The sequence below is a fragment of the Ligilactobacillus murinus DSM 20452 = NBRC 14221 genome, assembly GCF_001591685.1.
Classification (GTDB): domain Bacteria; phylum Bacillota; class Bacilli; order Lactobacillales; family Lactobacillaceae; genus Ligilactobacillus; species Ligilactobacillus murinus.
In genome coordinates this window covers 13,054-36,125 of the sequence record NZ_BCVJ01000017.1, presented here as the reverse complement: position 1 = coordinate 36,125, position 23,072 = coordinate 13,054, and the positions used below count along the sequence as shown (strand labels likewise).

Genomic DNA, 23,072 nt, shown 5'->3' with positions numbered 1-23,072 from the left:
CAAACTGCGTCACCAAAAAGTTGTTATGCGCCACGTTTGGCAAGATAGTATGGAAAAAATGTGAAGATATTAGTCATCAAACTGGCTCAAAGTTAAAATATGAGACAAAGAAAGAAATGATTGATAAAGATTTTGATTCGGCAAAAAATATCACAATTTGAGGTGCGCCAGAGAAGTAGGAATCGATAAGGTCGGATTACTATTTATGTGCCTAAATCTTAAAAACTGGGGACCCCCACCTCCACATTCACATATTTTAAGCATATAGTTATATAAAATACATAAGAACAAACTCTATCCATTTTGAATAGAGTTTGTCTACATTCTGGCACTAGAAAATTTCTAGCGCCTCTTTTTATATTCTCATAATTAAAAAATTTGTTCCAACGGTCGCACCCGGCCTGCTTAAAAGCCTAGTGCAAGCTGAAACAACTCTTTGACTATTTAGTTATCGTATCCACCGTCAAACGAACTTGATGGATCGCATCTTCCAAGCTTTTTAAAGGTGCTTCAAGTGTTACATGGTAAAAGCTTTGCAATCCCGCTTTTTTAAATGAAACTAGACCCGCTTCGCGTAAGATCTTCAAATGATGTGAAACCGCTGGTTGGGTGATGGCCATCATTTTGGTTATCTCAGTAACAGTCATTCCTTGATGAAGTCGTTCACATAATAAAAGAATTATCTTTTGCCGATTGCGGTCAGCTAAGGCATTTACCGTTTCAAATTCGTTAGCAAATCCCTCTAACGCTCTGCGCTGTTCTGTTGTCAACTGTATCGTTGGCATGAGTACCACTCTCCTTTCTTGAGACACTATCCTCTGAATTAAGGATAACATTAAATAGCACCCGTCGCAAACGCTTCCACCTGGGAAATGAAATATTTTTATTCTATAGATAAAAATAGATCGAACAAAACATCAACGCTGAGCCTAAGATCACCAGCAAATGCCAATAAATATGAACATATTTCAGCTTTAAACTATAGACGACCGCACCCAAGGTAAAGGCAATGCCACCTGCTAATAGTAATAATAACCCGGGAAAACCTAATACCTGAAATAGTGGTTTAAAACCTAACACACACAGCCACCCTGCTAGAACACAGATCACGGTCTCAACGATTTGATACCTAGGTTTTGCTAAAGCATGATATAAGATCCCAAAAAGCATCAAGAGAGCCACTGCGATCCATAAGCCCCAACCAAACTTACCTCCGATCCCGACCAAGCAATATGGCATGTACGTGCCAGCGATCAATAAATAAATACTGGAGTGATCAAATGCTTGGAATAACCGACGGGCTTTGGTGAAATATAAACAATGAAATAAAGTCGAAGCTAAGTATAGACTCAATAAACACAAGCCATAGACTAGATATGCTGTAAAACTGACAATATTTTGCGTTGCGATCCCTTTTAAGATCAATAACACTAATAACCAAATACTCAGTCCGACCCCGATACCATGTGTGATCGCACTCCATACTTCATTTGTGATCTGTTCACGTCGATCCATATCTGACACCACCTTCTAAAATCTATTTTCAGTCTACACTCTTTAAATATTTAAGTCAATTATATATAGACTTAAAGTCTAGTTTAAAAGTTTTTAAAGATCAATAAATTTTAGAACAATGTGTTATAATACACTTAAACTAGATAAAAGGACGAGCACGATGGAGAAGTTAAATATCCAAAAGCAATTAGATAGTTTCACGAATAAACGATTGCCCTATTGGGAAGATTTTCCTGATTTCGAACTATATATGGATCAATTGGTCAATCTTGGCAATCGCTATTTGACTGGCTTTTTAGGGGCACCTTTGACGCCTTCAATGATCAACAGTTATGTCAAAAAAGGCCTCATGTCACGTCCCGTTAAGAAAAAGTACAATGCAACTCACTTAGCCGAATTACTGGTGATCAGTCTTCTAAAATCTGTTTATCCTTTAGAAACGATCAAAAATTACAATGAGCAATTGTTGCATGAATTTTCGATCAAGGAATCCTATAATAGTTTTGCTCAGATCTTCAATCAAGCACTTAAAAATGGCGGTTATGCCCAACCGTTAGCTAACAGTCTATCATTGAGCAAACTTACAAAACACGTGATCATCAATGCTGTGATCTACAAAATGGTCGGCGAACACCTATTGCAATACAAAAGTAAACACGATCACATCTAAAAAAAGACCCTAGGAAAATTCCTAGAGTCTTTTTTAATCTTTAGATTATTTAGCTTCTGGTGTACCGATCCAATCGATGATTTCTTCAACTGTATCTGTGATAGCTTGTGTACCAGGTGCAAGAAGTTTACGAGGGTCGTAACCTTTACCTTCTTTATCCTTGCCTTCTTCGATGTACTTACGTGTTGCTTCAGCAAATGCGATTTGGCATTCTGTGTTGATGTTAAGCTTGGAAACACCCATTGAGATAGCTTTAACAACTTGTTCTTGAGGGATACCAGAACCACCGTGCAATACTAATGGCATATCTGGCATAGCGTCTGCTAATTCCTTCAAGCGGTCAAAGTTAAGACCTTTCCAGTTTGCTGGGTATTGACCGTGGATGTTACCGATACCACATGCTAAGTAGTCAACGCCAAGTGCAGCAATTTGTTTTGCTTCTTCAACGTCAGCTAATTCACCAGCACCAACAACACCGTCTTCTTCACCACCGATAGAACCAACTTCAGCTTCAACAGAAATACCTTTAGCATGTGCTAATTCAACGATTTCTTTTGTCTTAGCCAAGTTTTCTTCAAATGGTAAGTCATGGCCATCAAACATAACTGATGAGAAACCTGCTTCGATACATTCCTTAGCAGCTTCGTAGTTACCATGGTCTAAGTGCATAACAACTGGAACAGTGATGTTCATTGCTTCCATTTCGCTTGCAACTAAGTCACGAACTAATTTGTAACCGCCCATGTACTTAGCAGCACCCATTGATACTTGGATCAATACAGGTACGTTCTTTTCTTGAGCGCCTTTAAGAATAGCACGTGTCCATTCCAAGTTATTTGTGTTAAAAGCACCTACTGCATAATGGCCCTTGCGAGCTGCAGAAAAAATTTCACTACCGTTTACGAATGACATAAAACAGCCTCCTAAAGATTTTACAGTAAATTACTCACTTTCGAGTACACATACATTTTAACACACTTGCTTAAGAAAACGTACTATTTTCCCAAGATTTTAATTAAAATTCATCAAGCTAGCGTAAAAATCCTTAGAAATCGTTGCGCCCTAATTCGGTGATCTTACCCTTTTTAGTATATACGATCCATTCCGCAATATTAGTGATATAATCACCTGATCGTTCTAAGTGATTAGCGATCTGCAAGTAATCGAAGCCCTCACCAGCAAATTTAGGATTCGTCTTGACTAAGCCCATCGCACGCTTTCTGATATCCAAAAAGATCCCATCATTACCGGCATCCATTTCGGCGATCTTGATCGCTAATTTTTCATCCATTTCAGTGTATGCTTTCAAAATACTTGCTAGCATCGTTAAAACATTATCACCCATCTTGACGATCATCATGTCGATCTCATCGTCACGCCGTTCTTCTTTGAGTAATAACACATTCTTAGCGATACTTACGGCGTGATCAGCTAAACGTTCTAAATCAGAACTAGCTTTCAAGATCGAAATGATCTCACGAAGATCACCGGCTACTGGACTTTGTAGCGCAATGATCTGAGCTGTCTTTTTCTCTAAATGTGTCTCGTGATTGTTGATCACTTCGTCGTGTTCGATAACCTCTTTAGCAGCTTGTTTATCATCTTCTTTAAGTGAATTGATCGCTTTTTCAAGCGACGCCTTAACTTCAAGGCCCATTGTGATAAATTCCTGACGTAAAGCTTGGATCTGAGTATCAATATGGCGTTGCATAAAATTCCTCCTTGTTCAATTAACCAAAGCGACCGCTTAAATAGTCATCAGTCTCTTTTTTATTCGGATTAACAAAAATTTTTTTCGTCGGTCCCGTTTCGATCAAATTTCCATTCAAGAAAAATGAAGTCGTATCTGAGATCCGTGAAGCTTGTTGCATATTATGGGTCACGATAATACAAGTATAATCATCTTTTAACGTCAAAAGCATCTCTTCGACTTTATTACTTGAAACTGGATCAAGCGCACTTGTGGGTTCATCTAATAGGATAACTTCTGGTTTGACCGCAAGCACCCGGGCAATGCAGACCCGTTGTTGTTGTCCACCTGACAAGGCTAATGCACTCTTATGCAAGTCATCTTTAACATCATCCCACACAGCCGCTTGTTTCAAACTTGTTTCGACCCGCTCATCCAACAATTGTTTATCTTTGACTCCAGCGATCCGTAAACCATAGACAACATTTTCATAGATCGAAAACGGAAATGGATTAGGCTGTTGAAAGACCATACCAACTTTTTTGCGCAATTCGACCGTATCCGTCTTAGGACTATAGATATCTTGGCCGTCTAATTTGATCGCTCCTGTAATTTTAACATTATCGATCAAATCATTCATCCGATTCAAACATCTCAGATAAGTCGACTTTCCACAACCTGAAGGACCGATCAGCGCATGGATACCAGATTTAGGAAAATCTAGATCGATCCCTTTTAAAGCTTCTTTTTGTCCATAGTATAAATGAACATTTTGACTCGTAATAATTTTTTCTTTTTCCATGATAAACCTCGTCCTAACCAAAATTCCCTGAGATATAATCTTCAGTTGCTTGTATCCGTGGATTGGTAAAGATATTTTTTGTCTTATCGTATTCGATCACATGTCCCATGTGGAAAAAGGCTGTGTAGTCACTTGCCCGTGAAGCTTGTTGCATATTATGGGTCACAATGATGATCGTATATTTTTTCTTTAATTCAAGCATCGTTTCTTCAACTTTTAAAGTTGAGATCGGATCAAGCGCACTACAAGGTTCGTCCATCAATAAGATATCAGGCCCCATTGCGATCGCTCGGGCAATACAAAGGCGTTGTTGTTGCCCCCCAGATAAAGCCAAAGCACTCTTATTCAAGTCATCTTTGACTTCATCCCACAATGCAGCCCCACGCAAGCTCTTTTCTACGATCTCATCTAATTTTTGTTTATCTTTGATCCCATTTTCCTTAAGAGCAAACGTGATGTTTTCTTTGATCGATTTAGAAAATGGATTAGGCCGTTGAAAAACCATCCCGATCTGTTTACGCATCTCATAGAGGTTGATCTTTTTGGAGTTGATATCGATCCCGCGATACATGATCTCACCTGTCACGGTCGCTACGTCATCATTCATTCGGTTCAAGGAACGCAAGAACGTCGATTTCCCAGACCCAGAGGCCCCAACTAAAGCTGTGATCTTATAGCGCTCAAATTGAAGGTTGCCATCAAAAAAAGCATGTTTGTTACCATAATAAACTTGCAGATCATGGGTCGAGAGCGCAACTTCTTGAACTTTTGGATCAAATTTTAAGATCGATGTCTCATTTAAGTCATATTTACCTACATTCATTGTCATCTTCCTCATCTATTTACTTGCAGTCAAGCGTTTGTACAAGCGATTGCCCAAATAACGCGCCGATAAATTAAAGATCAAGACCGCTACGATCAAAACAGCTGACGCACCAGCTGAGATCTGTTCAGCATCCGGCATGATCCCTTCGGAGTTGATCTTCCAGATATGCACCGCCAAAGTTTCCGCTGGCCGGAAAAGATTGAGCGGACTTGATTCACTAAATGGATTCCAATCCATAAAATCGATATTAGTTGCACTTTGACCAGCAGTATAGATCAAAGCAGCTGCTTCACCAAAAACACGGCCGGCACAAAGCACGATCCCAGTAAGGATCCCTGGTAAAGCTTCAGGCAAAATGATCTTCGTGACTGTATGCCATTTGGATAAACCTAAGGCTAAGCCAGCTTCACGTTGTAATTTAGGAACGTTATTTAATGAATCTTCAACATTACGCGTCAATAGCGGTAAGTTGAAAAATGTTAAGGCGATCGCACCTGAGATGATCGAAAAGCCCATCTTGAATTGGACCACAAAAAGCAGAAAGCCAAACAACCCAACAACCACTGATGGTAAAGAACTCAAAACTTCGATCGCCATTCTCACCGTTTCAGTCACACGATTCTTAGGTGCATATTCAGCTAGATAGATCCCTGCACCCAAAGAAAGTGGAAATGAGATCAATAGTGTCAAGACCAATAGATAAAAGGAGTTGAACAACTGGATCCCGATCCCGCCACCAGCAGTAAAGGAACGTGAAGGTGTCGTCAAGAAATGCCACGAAACATGGGGCAGACCGTTTAATAAGATCCGTCCGATCAAAAAGGCTAAGATCAAGACCACGATCCCGGCGATCAATTTGATCACACCTAAAGCAAGTTTATTTACTTTTTTCGTATTCATAGATTACATCTTTCCTTTCCGACTGATAAAGCGCACTGCAATGTTGAAGAATAGTGACATCAACAAGAGGACTAACGCTAATGACCATAAAGCGTTGTTGGAAACAGTTCCCATAACTGTATTACCGATCCCCATCGTCAAGACACTGGTCAAGGTCGAAGCCGGAGCCAATAAACTTTCTGGTAACAGGGTCGCATTACCGATGACCATTTGGACGGCTAACGCTTCACCAAAAGCTCGTGCCATCCCAAAGACGATCGCAGTCATGATCCCTGGCAAAGCTGCACGTAATAAGACACGATAGATCGTTTGCCATTCAGTTGCCCCTAAAGCTAGGGAAGCTGATTTATAATACTTGGGTACAGCGCGCAAACTGTCAACTGTCATCGAAGTGATCGTTGGTAAGACCATCACAAAGAGCACAAACGACCCAGACAAGATCCCATAACCTGAACCGCCAAAATGATCACGCACAAAAGGAACAACGACCGTCAAGCCGATAAAACCGTAAACAACTGATGGGATCCCAACTAATAATTCGATGACACTTTGCATGAACTTTTGACTTCTTTTAGACGAAAGTTCAGTCATGTAAAGCGCTGTCCCGATCGCAAATGGGGTCGCAAATAGCGCAGCCAATAAGGTTACCCCAAAAGAGCCTAAGATCATTGGTAAAGCCCCAACTAGTGGCCGCCCATTTGGTCCATTAGCGCCTGGATTCCATTCACTTCCCGTTAAAAATTCCACTAAACTAGCTTTATTTTGCGTAAAAGTCGCGATCCCCTTTGAAGCAACAAATAAAAAGATCGCTAACACAACTCCGACGATCAAGAAAATGCTGGCATAACTCAGTGTTTTACCCACGAAGTCTTGACGCGTCTCCTTAGACGGTTTTAAAATTTTTTCTCTAATTGGATCCATCTTGTTTCACCTCATCTGTGATAATTGGTGTTACTTGGTTATTAGCATCTTTTTGTATCTTCATCTCATTGATCGGAATGTAACCTAATGCTGTCACCAAATTCTTTTGTACGACATCTGAGTACATATAATCTAAAAAGCGTTTTGTCATTTTATCTGGTTTGCCCTTCGTATACATATGTTCATACGCCCAGATCTTCCAAGAATTATCTTTGACATTTTCAGCAGTTGGTTTGACCCCATCCACTTTTAGCGCCGTCATATCTTTATTGATGTATGAAAATGACAAATAACTGATCGCACCAGGCGTACTTGCGACCATACGTTGTACCGTACCATTTGATTCTTGTTCTTGAGCTTTCAACATTTTTTGCCCCTGCATCACGTTATTCTCAAAAGCAACACGTGTCCCACTACCTTGGGCACGATTGATGACCATGATCTTTTGATTTTTACCACCCAATTGTTTCCAGTTTGTGTATTTACCGGTAAAGATGCCACGTAATTGCGCCATTGTTACTTGTTTTACGCCACTATCTTTATTGACAACTGGTGCTAGTCCTAAAACTGCTACAGTATGATCGACTAGTTCTTTAGGTTTGATCCCGGGTAATTCCCGAGCAAATACATCTGAATTACCGATCGTGACCGCCCCGGCTTGAACCTGACTCAAACCTGTACCTGAACCGCCACCTTGGACTGTGATACTTACATCACTGTGATCACGTTGATATTCTTCAGCCGCCATTTCTACCATTGGCTGCAAGGCTGTTGACCCAACGATCGTAATATTTTGTTTATCACTCTTTTGTCCTGCACAGCCCGCAAGAAAAAAGACTGCCATAAAGAGCATTCCGAAACTAACAATTGCTTTTTTCATCCTAATTTCTCCTAAAATATTAGAGTTAATTACACCTTTAATTTTATGCCTTTTTTGTAAAAACATTTGGGTCGTTATGTAAAGATTATGTAAAAAACACCGCGCTCACAAAAAAATAGTGTCTAGAAGATCACTCCTCTAAACACTATTTTGCTTAACAATTATCAGATGTTAACATGATACTCTCAAACGGTCCAAATTCTTTACCGTTAGCCTTAGTCATCATTGCCCGCAGATTCCATTCATCATGGAATTGTTGCAATTTATCAGCATAAAATCCATTTGTTTTTTCACTAGCATTCAACAGATAGACTACTTTGCGTCCTGCTTGGTAGCGCCCAACTCCAAAGAAACCTTCACCAGCTAGCAAAGTCAATTCTCCTTTGATCAAAGCAGGTTCAGCTTGACGTTTAGCCGTCAATGAACGTACGTGCTCCAAAAGGCCGTGATCTTCACGCCCCCAAGGATAAAAGCGTCTATTATCTGGATCAGTTCCACCAGGCAAACCGACCTCATCACCATAATAGATACATGGTACCCCTGGGAACATGAAAAGTAATTCAAAAGCACGCTTGACTTTAGTCACATCGCCCCCCAAAGCGGTCAAGACCCGCTTTGTATCATGGGTCCCGATATTATTGAGCGAATTTAGATAAAAGTCTAATGGATAATTTTCCCGTAATTTCATCATCTCTTTAGCGATCGTCTCAGCGGAACGCTTTTGTTCTAATAAGTCTAAGATCGCTTCGCGTAAAGGATAGTTCATGACACCATCTAACTCGTCACCTTTGACATAGTGGCGCCGTTGACTATAAGCAACTTTATTAGAAGCATCTTCCCAAACTTCACCTAATAACAAGCGATCACGATAACCGTCTAAATTCTTACGGATCTTAGCAATAAATGGATCAGGTAACTCGTCAGCGACATCTAAGCGCCAACCATCTACGCCTAATTGATTCCATTTAGCTAAAACACTGTTCTTTTCGCCGTAGATGAACTGTTGAAACTGAGGATTGTTCTTATCTACCACTGGGAGATCTGCATTGCCCCACCAACAACGGTACTTGTCGGGATAGCGTTCAAAACTAAACCATGGATAATACTCGCTGTTCTTATCCCGTGCAGCCCCAACATGTTCACCGTAGTTGCCATTAAAGTTAAAGTACTTACTGTTACGTCCTACATGTGAGAAGACTCCATCTAAGATCAAGTGGATCCCAGCTTTGTGCAACTTAGTCAATAATTCCTTAAAGACTTTTTCATTGCCCAACATCGGATCGATCTTGAAATAATCGCTAGTATCATAACGGTGATTACTTGCCGCTTCAAAGATCGGATTCAAATAAATGATCGAAATACCTAATTTTTTTAGATACGGGATCTTTTTGATGATCCCTTTGAGATTTCCACCATAGAAATCCCAGCGGGCAATACTGCCATCGTGATTTCTGATGTACATCGGATCATCTTGGATCGTTGCATAAATAAAGGTATCTCGCTTTTTACCTTCAATATAACCATCTAGATTTCCATTATAAAAACGGTCGGGAAAGATCTGATAACAGATCCCATTTTGATACCATTCAGGGGCATTGACCGTTTTGTCATAGCAGGTCAGCTGGTATGAATTATTTTCCAATATTTCGCTACTCTCGACCAACTGTCCTTGCCCTCCGTCATTAGCACAGTAATAGCGTACAAGTTCATGTTCATGTTGCCGGATCACCAGTTTAAAGTAATAGAAATACAAGCCACTTTTTCTCGGGATATAGGTTGCATAATAACGCCCTGAACTCTTATTTTCCATTATGACGATCTCTGGGATCAACTTTCCATCGGCATAGACGTAAAGTTCAACACTAGTAACATCAACGTCATAGGCTTCAAGCATGAATTCTACCGGTCGATCAACTTTGATCGCTCCAAACGGTTTTTTATACTTTTCTTGCCACGAATCAAAGTGGATATACATCTTTTGCTTTTCCCTTCATTTCAGTTGCGTTTGGTTTGATATTCCAAATCTCTTTAGCATATTTTTCAACCGTATCATCAGCTGAGAAATAGCCAGCATTGGCAATATTTACCAAACACATCTTGTTCCAGTTTTGCTTATCTTTGTAAGCTTCACTAACAGCTTCTTGAACTTGGACATAGGAAGCAAAATCACGTAAAACAAAGTATTCATCATTGACCCGCAATAAGGAATCATAGATCTCATGCCCCTCAACTTCAATATTTGGGATCGTCCCATCAACGAAAGCATCCAAGACACGTTTGATGACCGGATCGTTATCGTAGTATTCAGTAGCATGATAGTTATGGTTCTTCTCGTATTCTAAAACTTCATCTTTTGTCAAACCAAAGATAAAGATATTATCTTCACCAACATAGTCTTTGATCTCGATATTAGCTCCATCTAAGGTCGCTACTGTCAAAGCACCATTTAACATCAATTTCATATTAGAAGTCCCTGAAGCTTCCTTAGTTGCCGTTGAGATCTGTTCGCCAACATCAGCAGCCGGAATGATCTTTTCAGCCAATGAAACACCATAGTTTTCCAAGAAGACGACCTTTAACTTATCATTGATCGTCTTATCATTATTGATCATATTGGCAACTTCATTGATACACTTAATGATCGCTTTAGCATAGTGGTAACTTGGTGCAGCTTTAGCCCCAAAAATAAATACCCGTGGTTCAACATCGCGGTTTGGATCATCTTTAAGATCTAAATACAATTTAACGATGTGTAACAAGTTGAGCAATTGCCGTTTATAGGCATGCAGGCGCTTGATCTGAACATCAAAGATCGCATGCGGTGAAACTTCGATGCCAGTATCTTCTTTGATAAAGGCGGCTAACTTCTTCTTATTATCGAGTTTAGCTTTACCGATCTTTTCTAGTAACTTTTTATCACCAACATGATTTTTTAGTTCATGCAATTTCTTAGCATCAAAGCGCCAAGCCGTTCCGATCGCTTGATCGATCGTCTTAGCTAGTTCAGGGTTAGCTACTTGGAGCCAACGCCGAACTGTGATCCCATTTGTCTTATTATTGAAACGTTCAGGGTACAATTCGTAGAAATCACGTAAAACATCATTTTCCAACAATTCTGTATGCAACTTAGCTACACCATTAGTACTATGTGAACCAATAATTGCTAAATGAGCCATCTTGACCATGCCGTCTTTGATGATCCGTGTCCGTTCGATGAAGTCATGATCTTTTTTACCTTCAAGTTCTAAAGCATAGCGCCGATCGATCTCTTGGATGATCTGCAAGATACGCGGTTGGACTTTTGCCAACATTTCAACAGGCCATTTTTCCAAAGCTTCAGCCATGATCGTGTGATTAGTATAACTCATCGTCTTGACTGTTTGTTGCCAAGCTTCATCCCAGTCCATATGCTCTTTATCAAGCAAGATCCGCATAAATTCAGCCACACACATAGCAGGGTGCGTATCATTGATATGGATCGCAATATATTCACTGATTTCATTTAACGGACGATCATATTTCTTATAGTGCCGAATGATGCTTTGGATCCCAGCCGACGTGAAGAAATATTCTTGCTTTAAGCGTAAAATACGGCCTTCATAGTTCGAATCATCAGGATAAAGCACTGAAGTTAGATCCTCGACCCGACGTCGGTCCTCGATCGTTGGATATTTAACTTCTTCTGAAGCTGGGATCTGAGCATCCCAAAGTCGCATCGTATTAACGTGATCATTGCGATAACCAACGATCCCCGTGTCATAAGGCACAGCCTTGATCACATCGGCGCCTTCATAGATCGCTTCTAAATATTTACCATTATCGATCAAATGAACTTGGCCACCCATCAAAACATCGACCGCTTTACTTTCACGTGCAACAGCCCAATTGTTACCATCAGTCAACCATTCATTTGGTAACTCGATCTGGTAACCATCAACAAATTTTTGCTTGAACAAACCATATTTGTAGCGGATACCATTTCCATTACCTGGCAAGCCATCTGAAGCTAAAGCATCCATAAAACAAGAAGCTAAACGACCTAAACCACCATTACCAAGTGCCATATCAACTTCAGACTCTGAGATCTTATCCAAGCTAAGTCCCATTTGCTTTAAGCCCTTATCGACCACATCGTACCAACCCATGTTCAAAAGATTACTCTTTAATAACCGACCTGGTAAAAATTCGATCGAAAAATAGTAAACTTGCTTTTGGTCATTTTTGACATAATTCTTCCAAGTATTGCGCCAAATTTCGGAATAACCAGATTTGACCACTGAAACTAAAGTCTGATACAACTCGATCGGAGCAGCATCTTTGACATCAAGCGCATACTTCTCTGCCAACCGCTTCTTAAATTCGCGTACAAAACGCTCCTGTGTGATTTTCATTAAGTATCCTCCCTTATAAACCGATAGCTGACAAACTCCTTGTGACTATCTTAAAATTTGTGTATACAAATCTAAATAATTTTGACTTGCACTATCCCAACTAAAATCTGATTCCATTGCAATACGCATCATCTTCTGCCAGACCTTTGGTTGATCATTGTAAACGCTAAGCGCCAATTTGATCTCTTCCATCATCCAAAATGAAGAAAATTCCTCAAAACCAAAGCCAGTCCCGATCTGTTCAATTGGATTGTAAGCCCACACACTATCACGTAACCCACCGATCTGATGAACGATCGGCAAAGTACCGTAACGCATAGAGATCAACTGTGATAATCCACAAGGTTCAAAAGCAGAGGGCATCAAGAACATGTCACAGCCAGCATAGATCTGCTGAGCTAAATTAACATCGAAGTTGATGCTGACGCTACATTTATCTGGATAACGTCCCGCAAAATAAGTAAAGTCATGCTCAAAATTCTCATATCCGGTGCCCAATAAAACAAATTGGACGTCAAATTGCATCAAATTTGCCATCTCTTGGACCACTAACTGAAAGCCCTTTTGATAAGTTAAACGACTGACGACCCCGATCAATGGGACATCTTTTCTGACTGGCAAACCAAATTTCTTTTGCAAAGCAGCCTTATCTTTAGCTTTGCCCTTTAAATTCTTGCGATCGAATTTATACGGTAATGCTTTATCAGTCTTAGGATCAAAAGTATCATAATCGATCCCGTTTAAGATACCGGAAAGTTTATAATTGACCATCCGTAAAACTTCATCTAAACCACACCCAAATTCAGGTGTCTGGATCTCAGCAGCATAAGTCGGGCTGACTGTATTGACCCGATCGGCGTAAAAAATACCGGCTTTCATAAAGTTTACGGCCGTCCCCATTTGGATCGTCCCATCATCATAGCGTTTAGTCGACATGCCAAAGAGTTCAGGCAAGACATCGCGCCCGTACTGCCCTTGAAATTCAAGGTTGTGGATCGTAAGCACAGTTGCAATATGACCAAAATCTTTGATCCAACCGTATTTTTCCCGTAATAAGAAAGGAATAAAGGCAGTATGATAGTCATTGACATGTAAGATGTCAGGAATATAATTGATCCGCTCCATCAATTCGATCACGGCTTGTTGGAAAAAGGCAAAGCGTTCGCCATCATCATAATAGCCGTAAAGATCAGGGCGATCAAAATAATACTTGTTATCTAAGAAATAATATTCAACACCGTCTAATTCTAAAACTTTGACACCACAATACTCATTGCGCCAACCAACAGCAACATAAAAATTAAAGAGATCGGTCAACTGTGACTGATAATTTTCTGGCATTTTTGTGTAAAAAGGCAAAACGACTTTAACTTCATTTCCCTTTTTAGCCATGCTCTTAGGTAACGCCCCGGCAACATCGCCAAGACCTCCCGTTTTAAAAAATGGTGCGCATTCCGCTGCGGTAAATAAGATCTTCACTAGTTCTCGCCCCCATAGATATCTGCCACAATACGACTATCCTTTGTGATCACAACTGGATTTTCAGGTGTCCCTTGAATGGTGACGCCGGCTTCTACTTCAACATTTTTATCTAAGATCGCATATTGCAACTTAGCCCCGCGTTTGATATGAGCATTACTCATGATCACAGAATCTTTGACACGAGCACCTTCTTCGATCGTAGTCCGCCGCGAAATCAAACTGCGATCGACTTTACCTTTAACGACACAGCCAGTCGCAAATTGACTGGAGTTGACATCAGAAGAATCGTAAAAGTGAGTCGCCACTTCGTTTTTAGTTCGCGTGATCACACGTTGACTGGAGAACAACAAAGTGTTGAAATGCTCGGGATCAAGCATATCCATGTTGGCATCATAGTAGCTCTTGATGTCATAAATATTGCTCAAGTAACCTGTATATTCGTAAGCACGTGTGTTGGTCCGTGTCATTTCCCGGTTCAATAATTCCTGCACACTTGCTGGCGCGCCCGCATTTTGTCCCTTATGCAAAAGATCGATCAACCAATCAGTTTTGACTAAAAAGATGCTCATCGATAAGTTGTAAAGGTCAGAAGCTTCATCAAGCTCGCTGAAAATATCCGTTTGCTTAACTCTATTATCGTCTTCGAGCGTCAAAATGCAATCATCAGGTGCTATTTTTTCTTTAGGTACCCGTTTAAAGACAACCGTGATATTGCTATCATGGGCTTGATGAACATCTAAGATCGAACGCAAGTCAACATTACACAACATCTTATTGCCAAAGAAAACCGTATATTCTGACTTTGATTTCTTCAAAAAACCGATCATATCGCTAAAATATGGCTTGCCTTCAGCTTTTTTGCGTAAGATATCTTGATAAAAGCCAAGATATTGGTAACTCCCAATACTGTCCAAGCCCCATTCTCGACTGCCACCTAAATGATCAAAAACCGACTTAAAGCGACCTTCATTTAAGATCATATAAACAGTCCTGATATTGGCATTGACAGCACTTGATAACGCAAAATCCATGATCCGATATTTACAATCAAAATAAAGTGTAGAGAGTGGGCGATTTGCTGTTAATGGCAATAACCCGTTATATTCATGCTCATTACCTAAAATCGCACACATCTTATTAGCCTTCATTAATCGTCACCCCTAATACTTCTGAATTTCCTACTACTGCGATCTCATCTGTTCCATCGATCACAGCCCCATCACCAATAATTGCATTTTCACCGATGATCGCGCGGTTGATAATTACATTTTTACCGATCGAAGCGCCCGTCATCACAACACTATCCTTCACGACTGAGCCTTCTTTGACTTGAACATTTGCTGCTAAAATACTGTGTTCGATCTTACCTGAGATAAAGCAACCATCCACGATCATTGAATTTTTAACGCGGGCAGTATTAGTAATAAATTGTGGTGGCGCGATCGGATTTTTCGAATAGATCGGCCATGTTTTGTCGCGCACATTTAGATCGCCTTCATTGTCGATAAATTCCATATTCGTTGCCCATAAAGAATCGATCGTTCCAACATCTTTCCAATAACCCGAGAAATGATAAGCTTGTACATTATCCCCACTCTTAATGTAAAATGGAATGACATTTTTACCAAAATCATACATATCAACGTCTTTTTTGAAACTATTCAATAATACATCGCGCAAACGAGCCCAAGTAAAGATATAGATCCCCATTGAAGCGTGGTTGCTCTTTGGTTTTTTTGGCTTTTCTTCAAATTCAATGATCCGGTCATTTTCATCGGTATTCATGATCCCAAATCGACTAGCCTCATCCCAAGGAACATCGATCACGGCTACACTAAGCGCGGCATTGCTCTTCTTGTGTTTAGCTAACATATCTTCATAATCCATCTTGTAGATATGATCACCTGAAAGAACTAAAAGATACTCTGGATCCATTGAATCAATATAGTCGATATTTTGGTAGATGGCATGTGAAGTACCCTCAAACCACTTAGAACCCTCATTATTTGAATAAGGTTGTAAGATCGTGACCCCAGAATCCAAACGATCCAAGCCCCAACTAGCCCCATTACCGATATGATTATTTAAAATAAGTGGTTGATATTGTGTTACGACCCCAATATTTTTGATCCCCGAATTGACACAGTTACTTAAAGTAAAATCGACGATACGGTACCGTCCCCCAAACGGTACAGCGGGTTTAGCGATATTTTGCGTTAATTTCCCTAGTCTGGTACCCTTACCACCAGCTAAGATCATTGCTAACATTTCGTTTTTCATTATTTTTTCGGACGCTTCTCCTGCTGTCCTTTACCCCCCTTAGCTTGTTGTTTTTGCTTTTTAGCGACTGTTTTTGCCTTAACTTTCTTTGCTTTTTTAGATTCGAGATATTTTTTGTTGACGTAGCGTAAATTCACATCTTCTGGGTTTAAGATCACGACGCCTAGAGCCGGAACGGTCAAGCTGATCACTTGATCATAGTTCTTAAAGACTTTTTCTTTAGTCTTAGCTAATGGATTATGCTTGGTCCAAGTTCCACCAAACTCTTCCATTTCAGTATTCCAAACTTCACGATAACTTCCCGGATAAGGCACGCCGATCTCAAAGTTTTGCTGCTCGATCGTAGTGAGATTCATGACTACCACTAAGAAATCTTTTTTCCGTTTACCATGCCGAATAAAACTCAAGATGGTCGCTGTCTTGTTATTAGCATCGATCACTTCTAAACTCTCTTCTTTATCCTCTAATTCCCATAGTGCACGGTGTTCACGATAAAATTCATTGAGTTTAGCTGTAAAATGTTGCATTTTCTTATTTAGTTCGTCATCTAAACCGTCCCAAGTCAAGCCTTCGTAGTAGCGCCATTCGATGAATTGTCCAAATTCGCCCCCCATAAAGAGTAATTTTTTCCCGGGGTGTGTTATTTGATAAGTGAGTAAATTCCTAAGTTGGGCAAATTGCTTGTAGCGATCCCCGCCCCACATTTTGTGCAACAAGCTCTTCTTACCATGGACGACTTCATCATGAGACAATGGCAAAATGTAATTTTCCGATAAACGATACATCCAAGAAAAGGTCAACATATCCAAGTGATCGCCTCTAAAGAGTGGATCCATTTGATAAAAGTTCAAGACGTCATTCATCCAGCCCATATTCCACTTGTAGTCAAAGCCTAACGAATCTTCTTCTAACATGCCCGTCACTTTGGTCCCAGCCGAACTTTCTTCAGCGATCAAGATCACTTTAGGATGAGCAAACTTGACTTCTTTGTTTAATTTGCGTAAAAAATGCCATCCTTCTAAATTTCGGTTCCCACCATAAATATTTGGTTTCCAAGGACCTTCATCATAATCCAAATAGATCATATTGGAGACTGCATCGACCCGTAAACCATCCAAATGGAATTTTTCGATCCAGAAAAAGGCACTTGAAAGCAAGAAAGATTGAACTTCTGGTTTACCCAAGTCAAAGTTTTGCGAACCCCAACCAATATTTTTAGCTCGATCTGGATCTTCATACTCAAAAGTCGGAGTCCCATCGTAATATGGTAAGGTATCATCATTGATACAAAAATGACCTGGGACCCAATCCACGATCACTCCAATATTTTCTTTATGACACGCATCAACGAACGCTTGAAATTCTTCTGGAGTTCCATAAGCTGAACTGACCGCAAAATACCCGATCAATTGGTACCCCCAAGAAGCACCTAAGGGATGTTCCATCAAAGGCATAAATTCAACGTGGGTATAATTCATTTTCTTTAAGTATGGGATCAATTCTTTTGTCAGATCCCCGATCGTATACAAAGTACCATCAGCATGTGACTTCCATGAACCCGGATGGACCTCATAAATGTTCATTGGTCGTTCAAAGTAATTCGAACGTTTATGACGTCCGCGCCATAAACCATCATGCCATTTATATTCTGGAATATCATAGATGATCGATGCATCATTTGGACGCTCTTCAAAACGAAAGGCAAAAGGATCGATCTTATATACGATACGACCATCATGTTGTTTGACTTTAAATTTGTACATTTGTCCATGTTTAGCATTTGGCGCCACCACACTCCAAATACCATGCTCTCCCAACTTCATTGGCAGATCTTCTTGCCAATCATTAAACTCGCCAACTAGCCAAATTTGTTGAGCTTTCGGGGCCCACACACGAAAGACATATCCTGCTTTTGCAGCTGGATGTGCCCCCAGAAAAGTTTGTGCATGAAAATTTTCGCCTCGAGCAAACGTTTCCATTTCCTGAGACAAATCAAAACCAGCGGTCATTTCTCTTTCCTCCTTATCAAAATAATAAACACATATCCTATATACATAATAACATATCAATTTTAAAAACATTAGAAATATACCCTGTATTTTTAACAAAAAAATATATAACATTCTGTTAAGACATTTAAAAACATCTGTATTTTTACAGGGGTTTTCGTTTGATACCTACTTTATCAAGGTGTATAATTAAATTTTAAGAATTAAGCCTTTAGTTAATATTTTGCTAATATATAAAATATTAAAGATAAAATAAAAACCAGAGTTTGAAGAATATTATCTCTTGACTCTGGTTTTTATATATAATTATGCAATATGATTTTCCCGCAAGATCGTATTTACAACTTCTTGCATTTCGGGTGTTTTTACCCATTCTTCAAAATGATCAAAATCTTCAGCTGGCATTTCAAAATTCTCGTTGATGTATTTTTCGTACTTGATCAAACTACTTGAACGTGGGATATTCAGTTGTAAGATCCTAACACTCTCAATAAATCCCCGGACAGCAGCTAACTCGGCCCGACCGTTTTGTGGGATATTGGAGATCTCGTAATATTTAGTGCCATCTTTACGTGTGATCTCTTCGATCAAATTCAAAGTTTCATTACTTTTCATATAACGGCATCCTCTCTTTTATCAAAAGTCCCATTCATTATACACAAAAACCGCTGTAGCTTCTAGTAAGACTACAGCGGTGGCATAAGAGAGAAAGAGAATTGATTAGAAGGTAATTAATCATACCTTACACTCTCACAATATACTTTTTTGAAAGCGATGTCAAACTTTAACTCTCAAACTTTTAAATTTTTATTGTCCTTCAAAAAATCCCTACTCAAGTCAGCTTATCCATATTATAATAAATCTATAGTTCTAACCCTTTAGGCTTCGCTAGTCTAAACGTTTTAGTAATAGATAAAGAAAGGATTCGCTATTTAAGCTAACGCAGATAGCCTGGCTACTATTCATGATCAATCGTACCCAATTCAAAGCAAGCCTTTACTTAGGATGCTTCATTTCGCTTGTTCGTCTAGTTTTTTTACTCTTAGATCAAACAAAAAGCGCTAAGGCTGAACTTCAGACTATGTTAGTATTGTTTCATACCAATGCTTGGTTTGTTCCGATCTTATTTGCCCTACTCTATTTTTTCATCGTAACTAGCTGTATCTACTTGGCATTTAGAGTCTTAAATTACATAATCAATTTATTTAGATAAAGTGAGATATCAAAAAAAGCAGGTGCATACACCTGCTTTTTTTGAGACTATTCTTCGATACCCATTTCAGCCTTAACGACATCTACGATCTGCATCACATAGTCGTGTACCAATTCTTTAGTTGGCGCTTCTGCCATTACACGCAAGAGATCTTCTGTACCACTAGGACGAACTAGCACGCGTCCTTCAGTGCCCATTTGTTCTTCAACTTGGGCAATAATATCCTTGATAGCTTGATTTTCAAGGGCTAACTTCTTATCTGTCACGCGAACATTGACTAATTCTTGTGGGTAAGTCGTCACTTCGGCAGCCAACTCTGAAAGTGGCTTGCCAGTTTGTTTGATCACATTTAATAATTGAAGTGCGGTCAACATTCCATCACCAGTCGTGTTGAAATCTAAAAAGACTACGTGTCCTGATTGTTCACCACCAACGTTGTAGCCGCTCTTACGCATTTCTTCGACCACATACCGGTCACCGACCTTAGTCTTGACGGAATTCAATTCATGTTGTTGCATTGCCTTATAAAGGCCAATATTACTCATGACAGTCGTTACGATCGTATCTTTTTTCAAGCGACCACGTTCACTCATATATTTCCCACAAATATACATGATCTTGTCACCATCGATGATATTTCCTAATTCATCGACTGCAATACAGCGATCGCCATCACCATCAAATGCTACTCCGACTTGAGCTTTAGTCTCTAAAACAAATTTAGCTAAAGCTTCAGGATGAGTAGACCCGACACCAGCATTGATATTTAGACCATCTGGACTTGTAGCCATTGTTTCAAATTCAGCCCCAAGATCAGCAAACAAACGTGAAACTAAAGAACTAGTTGCCCCATTAGCCCCATCAACAGCGATCCGCATTCCACTAAGGTCATCGGGGATCGTTTGTTCCAAGAATTGCGTATACTTCAATGCACCTTCACGATAATTATTCAAAGTTCCTAAGCCTTCAGCTGCTGGACGCGGTAAAATATCTTCATCTTTTTCAAGTAGCGCTTCGATCTCTTCTTCTTGGTCATCAGATAGTTTATAACCGTCGCCCCCGAAGAACTTGATCCCATTATCTTGAACTGGATTATGCGAAGCAGAGATCATAACACCTGCATCAGCGGCTTGTAAACGAACTAAGTAGGCAACACCAGGCGTTGTGATCACACCCAGTGAGAAGACTTCGATCCCGACTGAAAGAAGCCCCGCGATCAATGCTTGTTCTAACATTTGGCCTGATATCCGAGTATCACGTGCGACTAAGACTCGTGGTGGTTGTTCACTATTTTTAGCATGTTGCGTCAAAACATAGCCCCCACAGCGTCCTAATTTAAATGCTAATTCTGGTGTTAATGTTTGATTTGCAATTCCTCTGACACCATCAGTCCCAAAATATTTCATCTTAAATCCTCATTTCTTTATATACTCATTTTTAATTAGTAGTTTGATCACTTGAAACTTCTGAACCACTTGCTGCACTGGAAGTTTCAGACGTATCATTTTTTAGCTCATCCGTTGAACTTTGCTGGCTTGAACTTGTACTTTCCGCCACCTTACTTGAACTCGAACTCGTTGGTAGTGCCCTTTCAAGCGAATCTTGGTCTTGCTCATCATCAACTGTTATTTGAACGACGATCGAAGCTGGCGTAACACTAGCGACTCCCGCTTTTGTCGGACTCAAGCTGACCGTCTTAGTTGTTGATTCATTGACTCCAGTAACAGAGACTGGGACCCGCAAACTATTTAGCTTATCCAAAGCACTCTTAGTTCCCCGCAATTTGACCGTCTTAGTTTCAGTTGAAAGCTGATATGTTTTGCCAGGAACGCCATTATTCTCAGTCACTAGTTCTAATTTGACTTCCTTAGTTGCGGTCGCTTGGCTGATCGGCAAATTGACTTTGACCGTTTCTGGCGATAAGCTAACGGGTAAGGAATGCCCTTCTTTATCTAACGCCTGTAATAAAACGGTACGCCCATAATCACCGTGACTATTTTCAGGTAAATTGAGATTAGCTACTACACTATCTAGCTTATCGATATCAGCTTTAGCCCCAGTCACATCAACTGTTTGGGTGCTTAGAGACGGACTTCCCGCCACATAACCATTTTGGATCAAACTAGTATCATATCTGACCTGGATCGGCATCTTGGCCGTCTTTTTAGGTGCGATCTTGACTTTGATCTTTTCAGGTGACAAAGCTACACTCAATTCTTTATTGAAACCACTTGTCTTTAATTTAACGGTGTGCGTACCTGATTTTAGATCCGATAGATCAGCGTAAACTTCAAAATTCCGGGTATTGTCCAATGTCGTAACTAGCGCACTAGGTCCTGAAATATCGACTTTGACTTCTTCAGGATAACCTGTAACGTAATACTTACTATTATCAACATTTAATGTCAACGGAACTTTAAGGGATAACGTCTTAGTCGTTGTCAATTTTGAATTAGCAACCTCTTTATCCGAGACTCGCGTTGTTCCTAGCCTTTGATAGCTAACATAGAAAAATAAGAGTAGCGCAAAAAATAGCGAGAGCAACCGATACATGTTTTTAGTACCTAAAAGTTTGTCAAATTTCAATGTTTTTGCCCCCTCTTACCAAAGATCTCAGTAAAAAAGCGCGCAACGGCATTCGTTTTTTCTTCTTGTGTTGGTACTAATTCATTATACAAGAGTTTACGATAATCTTGTTGCGTTAGATCACGGATCAATTCATTATTTTTAGTGATCGTCACCCCACCCGTTTCTTCAGAGACAACGATCGTCAAAGCATCAGTCACTTCACTGATGCCAACAGCCGCTCGGTGCCGGGTACCTAATTCCTTTGGGATCAAATTACTCTCAGATAAAGGCAAGTAAGCCGCAGCAACGGCGATCCGATTATCTTTAATGATGACCGCTCCATCGTGTAACGGAGTATTAGGGATAAAGATATTGATCAATAATGCCCCGCTGACATCGGCATCCAGTGGGATCCCGGTTTCGATATAATCATCTAGCCCCGTATTCATTTGTACTGTGATCAAGGCCCCGATCCGCCGTTTTGACATGTATTGGATCGCTTGATCAAGCGCATCGACCAATTTTATCTCGGCTTCATTTTCTTTCCTATTGTAATTGGCAAACAACGATCCGCGGCCTAGATGCTCTAAGCCCCGCCTGATCTCGGGCTGGAAGATCACGATGATCGCGATGATCCCCCAATTGATCACTTGGTCCATGATCCAAGAAACAGTCTCAAGCCCGATATACCAACTCGCTAACTTGATCAAGATGATAACTACGATCCCACGAAAAAGCTGGACCGCTTTGGTTCCACGTAAGAGCATCATTAGCATGTAGATCACATACCAAACGACTAGAACATCTAGTAAACTAACTAGATTCTGCCATGAAAATAGATTGCTCCAATCAATAGACATAATTTCCCCCCTCTGCTACATTTCAACAATTTGTATTATAGCATGGATCACAAACTTTGGGGCAG

At 40.1% G+C, this 23,072-nt stretch carries 20 protein-coding genes; 1 reads left to right on the top strand and 19 read right to left on the bottom strand.

Going from position 1 to position 23,072, the window contains the following annotated elements:
* Window positions 1–440: 440 nt before the first annotated feature.
* Window positions 441–785, bottom strand: a complete 345-nt coding sequence (locus LMU01S_RS04815) for an ArsR/SmtB family transcription factor (RefSeq protein WP_056959245.1) — start codon at window positions 783–785, stop codon at window positions 441–443.
* A 103-nt stretch (window positions 786–888) separates the two neighbouring features.
* The gene (gene trhA / locus LMU01S_RS04810; protein WP_056959244.1) at window positions 889–1,515 is read right to left on the bottom strand and encodes a PAQR family membrane homeostasis protein TrhA; all 627 of its coding nucleotides are present in this window, start codon (window positions 1,513–1,515) and stop codon (window positions 889–891) included.
* Window positions 1,516–1,675: 160 nt separating this feature from the next.
* On the opposite strand from trhA, the gene LMU01S_RS04805 reads away from it, so the two are divergent.
* Entirely contained in the window at window positions 1,676–2,185 is a 510-nt protein-coding gene (locus LMU01S_RS04805) for a DUF1836 domain-containing protein (RefSeq protein ID WP_056959243.1), read from the top strand.
* A gap of 45 nt (window positions 2,186–2,230) precedes the next feature.
* Here LMU01S_RS04805 and LMU01S_RS04800 read toward each other — a convergent pair whose 3' ends face one another.
* From LMU01S_RS04800 to cdaA, 17 genes are all read right to left on the bottom strand, one after another.
* Window positions 2,231–3,097, bottom strand: coding sequence for a class II fructose-bisphosphate aldolase (locus tag LMU01S_RS04800; RefSeq protein WP_056959242.1), 867 nt, complete (start codon window positions 3,095–3,097; stop codon window positions 2,231–2,233).
* A gap of 133 nt (window positions 3,098–3,230) precedes the next feature.
* The gene (phoU, locus tag LMU01S_RS04795) at window positions 3,231–3,896 is read right to left on the bottom strand and encodes a phosphate signaling complex protein PhoU (protein WP_056959241.1); all 666 of its coding nucleotides are present in this window, start codon (window positions 3,894–3,896) and stop codon (window positions 3,231–3,233) included.
* A 19-nt stretch (window positions 3,897–3,915) separates the two neighbouring features.
* A complete protein-coding gene (gene pstB / locus LMU01S_RS04790) occupies window positions 3,916–4,677 on the bottom strand; it encodes a phosphate ABC transporter ATP-binding protein PstB (protein ID WP_004051653.1) in 762 nt (253 codons plus the stop codon).
* A gap of 13 nt (window positions 4,678–4,690) precedes the next feature.
* Window positions 4,691–5,500: a phosphate ABC transporter ATP-binding protein PstB gene (pstB, locus tag LMU01S_RS04785; RefSeq protein ID WP_004051652.1), complete on the bottom strand. Its 810-nt coding sequence runs from the start codon at window positions 5,498–5,500 to the stop codon at window positions 4,691–4,693.
* A 15-nt stretch (window positions 5,501–5,515) separates the two neighbouring features.
* Window positions 5,516–6,403, bottom strand: coding sequence for a phosphate ABC transporter permease PstA (gene pstA, locus LMU01S_RS04780; RefSeq protein ID WP_056959240.1), 888 nt, complete (start codon window positions 6,401–6,403; stop codon window positions 5,516–5,518).
* A gap of 3 nt (window positions 6,404–6,406) precedes the next feature.
* Window positions 6,407–7,324, bottom strand: coding sequence for a phosphate ABC transporter permease subunit PstC (pstC, locus tag LMU01S_RS04775; RefSeq protein ID WP_004051650.1), 918 nt, complete (start codon window positions 7,322–7,324; stop codon window positions 6,407–6,409).
* Window positions 7,311–8,204, bottom strand: a complete 894-nt coding sequence (locus LMU01S_RS04770) for a phosphate ABC transporter substrate-binding protein PstS family protein (RefSeq protein WP_056959239.1) — start codon at window positions 8,202–8,204, stop codon at window positions 7,311–7,313. Before LMU01S_RS04770 ends, pstC begins: the two co-directional genes overlap by 14 nt.
* A 154-nt stretch (window positions 8,205–8,358) precedes the next feature.
* Window positions 8,359–10,179 (bottom strand): glycoside hydrolase family 13 protein, encoded by a 1,821-nt coding sequence (locus tag LMU01S_RS04765; RefSeq protein ID WP_056959238.1) that lies wholly within the window; start codon window positions 10,177–10,179, stop codon window positions 8,359–8,361.
* Window positions 10,163–12,595 (bottom strand): glycogen/starch/alpha-glucan phosphorylase, encoded by a 2,433-nt coding sequence (locus LMU01S_RS04760; protein WP_056959237.1) that lies wholly within the window; start codon window positions 12,593–12,595, stop codon window positions 10,163–10,165. The genes LMU01S_RS04765 and LMU01S_RS04760 overlap by 17 nt, the downstream gene beginning before the upstream one ends.
* A 45-nt stretch (window positions 12,596–12,640) precedes the next feature.
* Window positions 12,641–14,074, bottom strand: a complete 1,434-nt coding sequence (gene glgA / locus LMU01S_RS04755) for a glycogen synthase GlgA (RefSeq protein ID WP_056959236.1) — start codon at window positions 14,072–14,074, stop codon at window positions 12,641–12,643.
* Window positions 14,074–15,225 (bottom strand): glucose-1-phosphate adenylyltransferase subunit GlgD, encoded by a 1,152-nt coding sequence (glgD, locus tag LMU01S_RS04750; RefSeq protein ID WP_056959235.1) that lies wholly within the window; start codon window positions 15,223–15,225, stop codon window positions 14,074–14,076. The genes glgA and glgD overlap by 1 nt, the downstream gene beginning before the upstream one ends.
* A complete protein-coding gene (locus LMU01S_RS04745; protein ID WP_056959234.1) occupies window positions 15,215–16,357 on the bottom strand; it encodes a glucose-1-phosphate adenylyltransferase in 1,143 nt (380 codons plus the stop codon). Before LMU01S_RS04745 ends, glgD begins: the two co-directional genes overlap by 11 nt.
* On the bottom strand, window positions 16,357–18,366 hold the full coding sequence (glgB, locus tag LMU01S_RS04740) for a 1,4-alpha-glucan branching protein GlgB (RefSeq protein WP_056959233.1): 2,010 nt from the start codon (window positions 18,364–18,366) through the stop codon (window positions 16,357–16,359). Before glgB ends, LMU01S_RS04745 begins: the two co-directional genes overlap by 1 nt.
* A 306-nt stretch (window positions 18,367–18,672) precedes the next feature.
* Window positions 18,673–18,981, bottom strand: a complete 309-nt coding sequence (locus tag LMU01S_RS04735) for a hypothetical protein (RefSeq protein ID WP_004051641.1) — start codon at window positions 18,979–18,981, stop codon at window positions 18,673–18,675.
* A 645-nt stretch (window positions 18,982–19,626) separates the two neighbouring features.
* The gene (gene glmM, locus LMU01S_RS04730) at window positions 19,627–20,985 is read right to left on the bottom strand and encodes a phosphoglucosamine mutase (protein WP_056959232.1); all 1,359 of its coding nucleotides are present in this window, start codon (window positions 20,983–20,985) and stop codon (window positions 19,627–19,629) included.
* Window positions 20,986–21,016: 31 nt separating this feature from the next.
* Window positions 21,017–22,165: a CdaR family protein gene (locus LMU01S_RS04725; RefSeq protein ID WP_056959231.1), complete on the bottom strand. Its 1,149-nt coding sequence runs from the start codon at window positions 22,163–22,165 to the stop codon at window positions 21,017–21,019.
* Window positions 22,162–23,007, bottom strand: coding sequence for a diadenylate cyclase CdaA (gene cdaA / locus LMU01S_RS04720; RefSeq protein WP_056959230.1), 846 nt, complete (start codon window positions 23,005–23,007; stop codon window positions 22,162–22,164). Before cdaA ends, LMU01S_RS04725 begins: the two co-directional genes overlap by 4 nt.
* Window positions 23,008–23,072 lie beyond the last annotated feature (65 nt).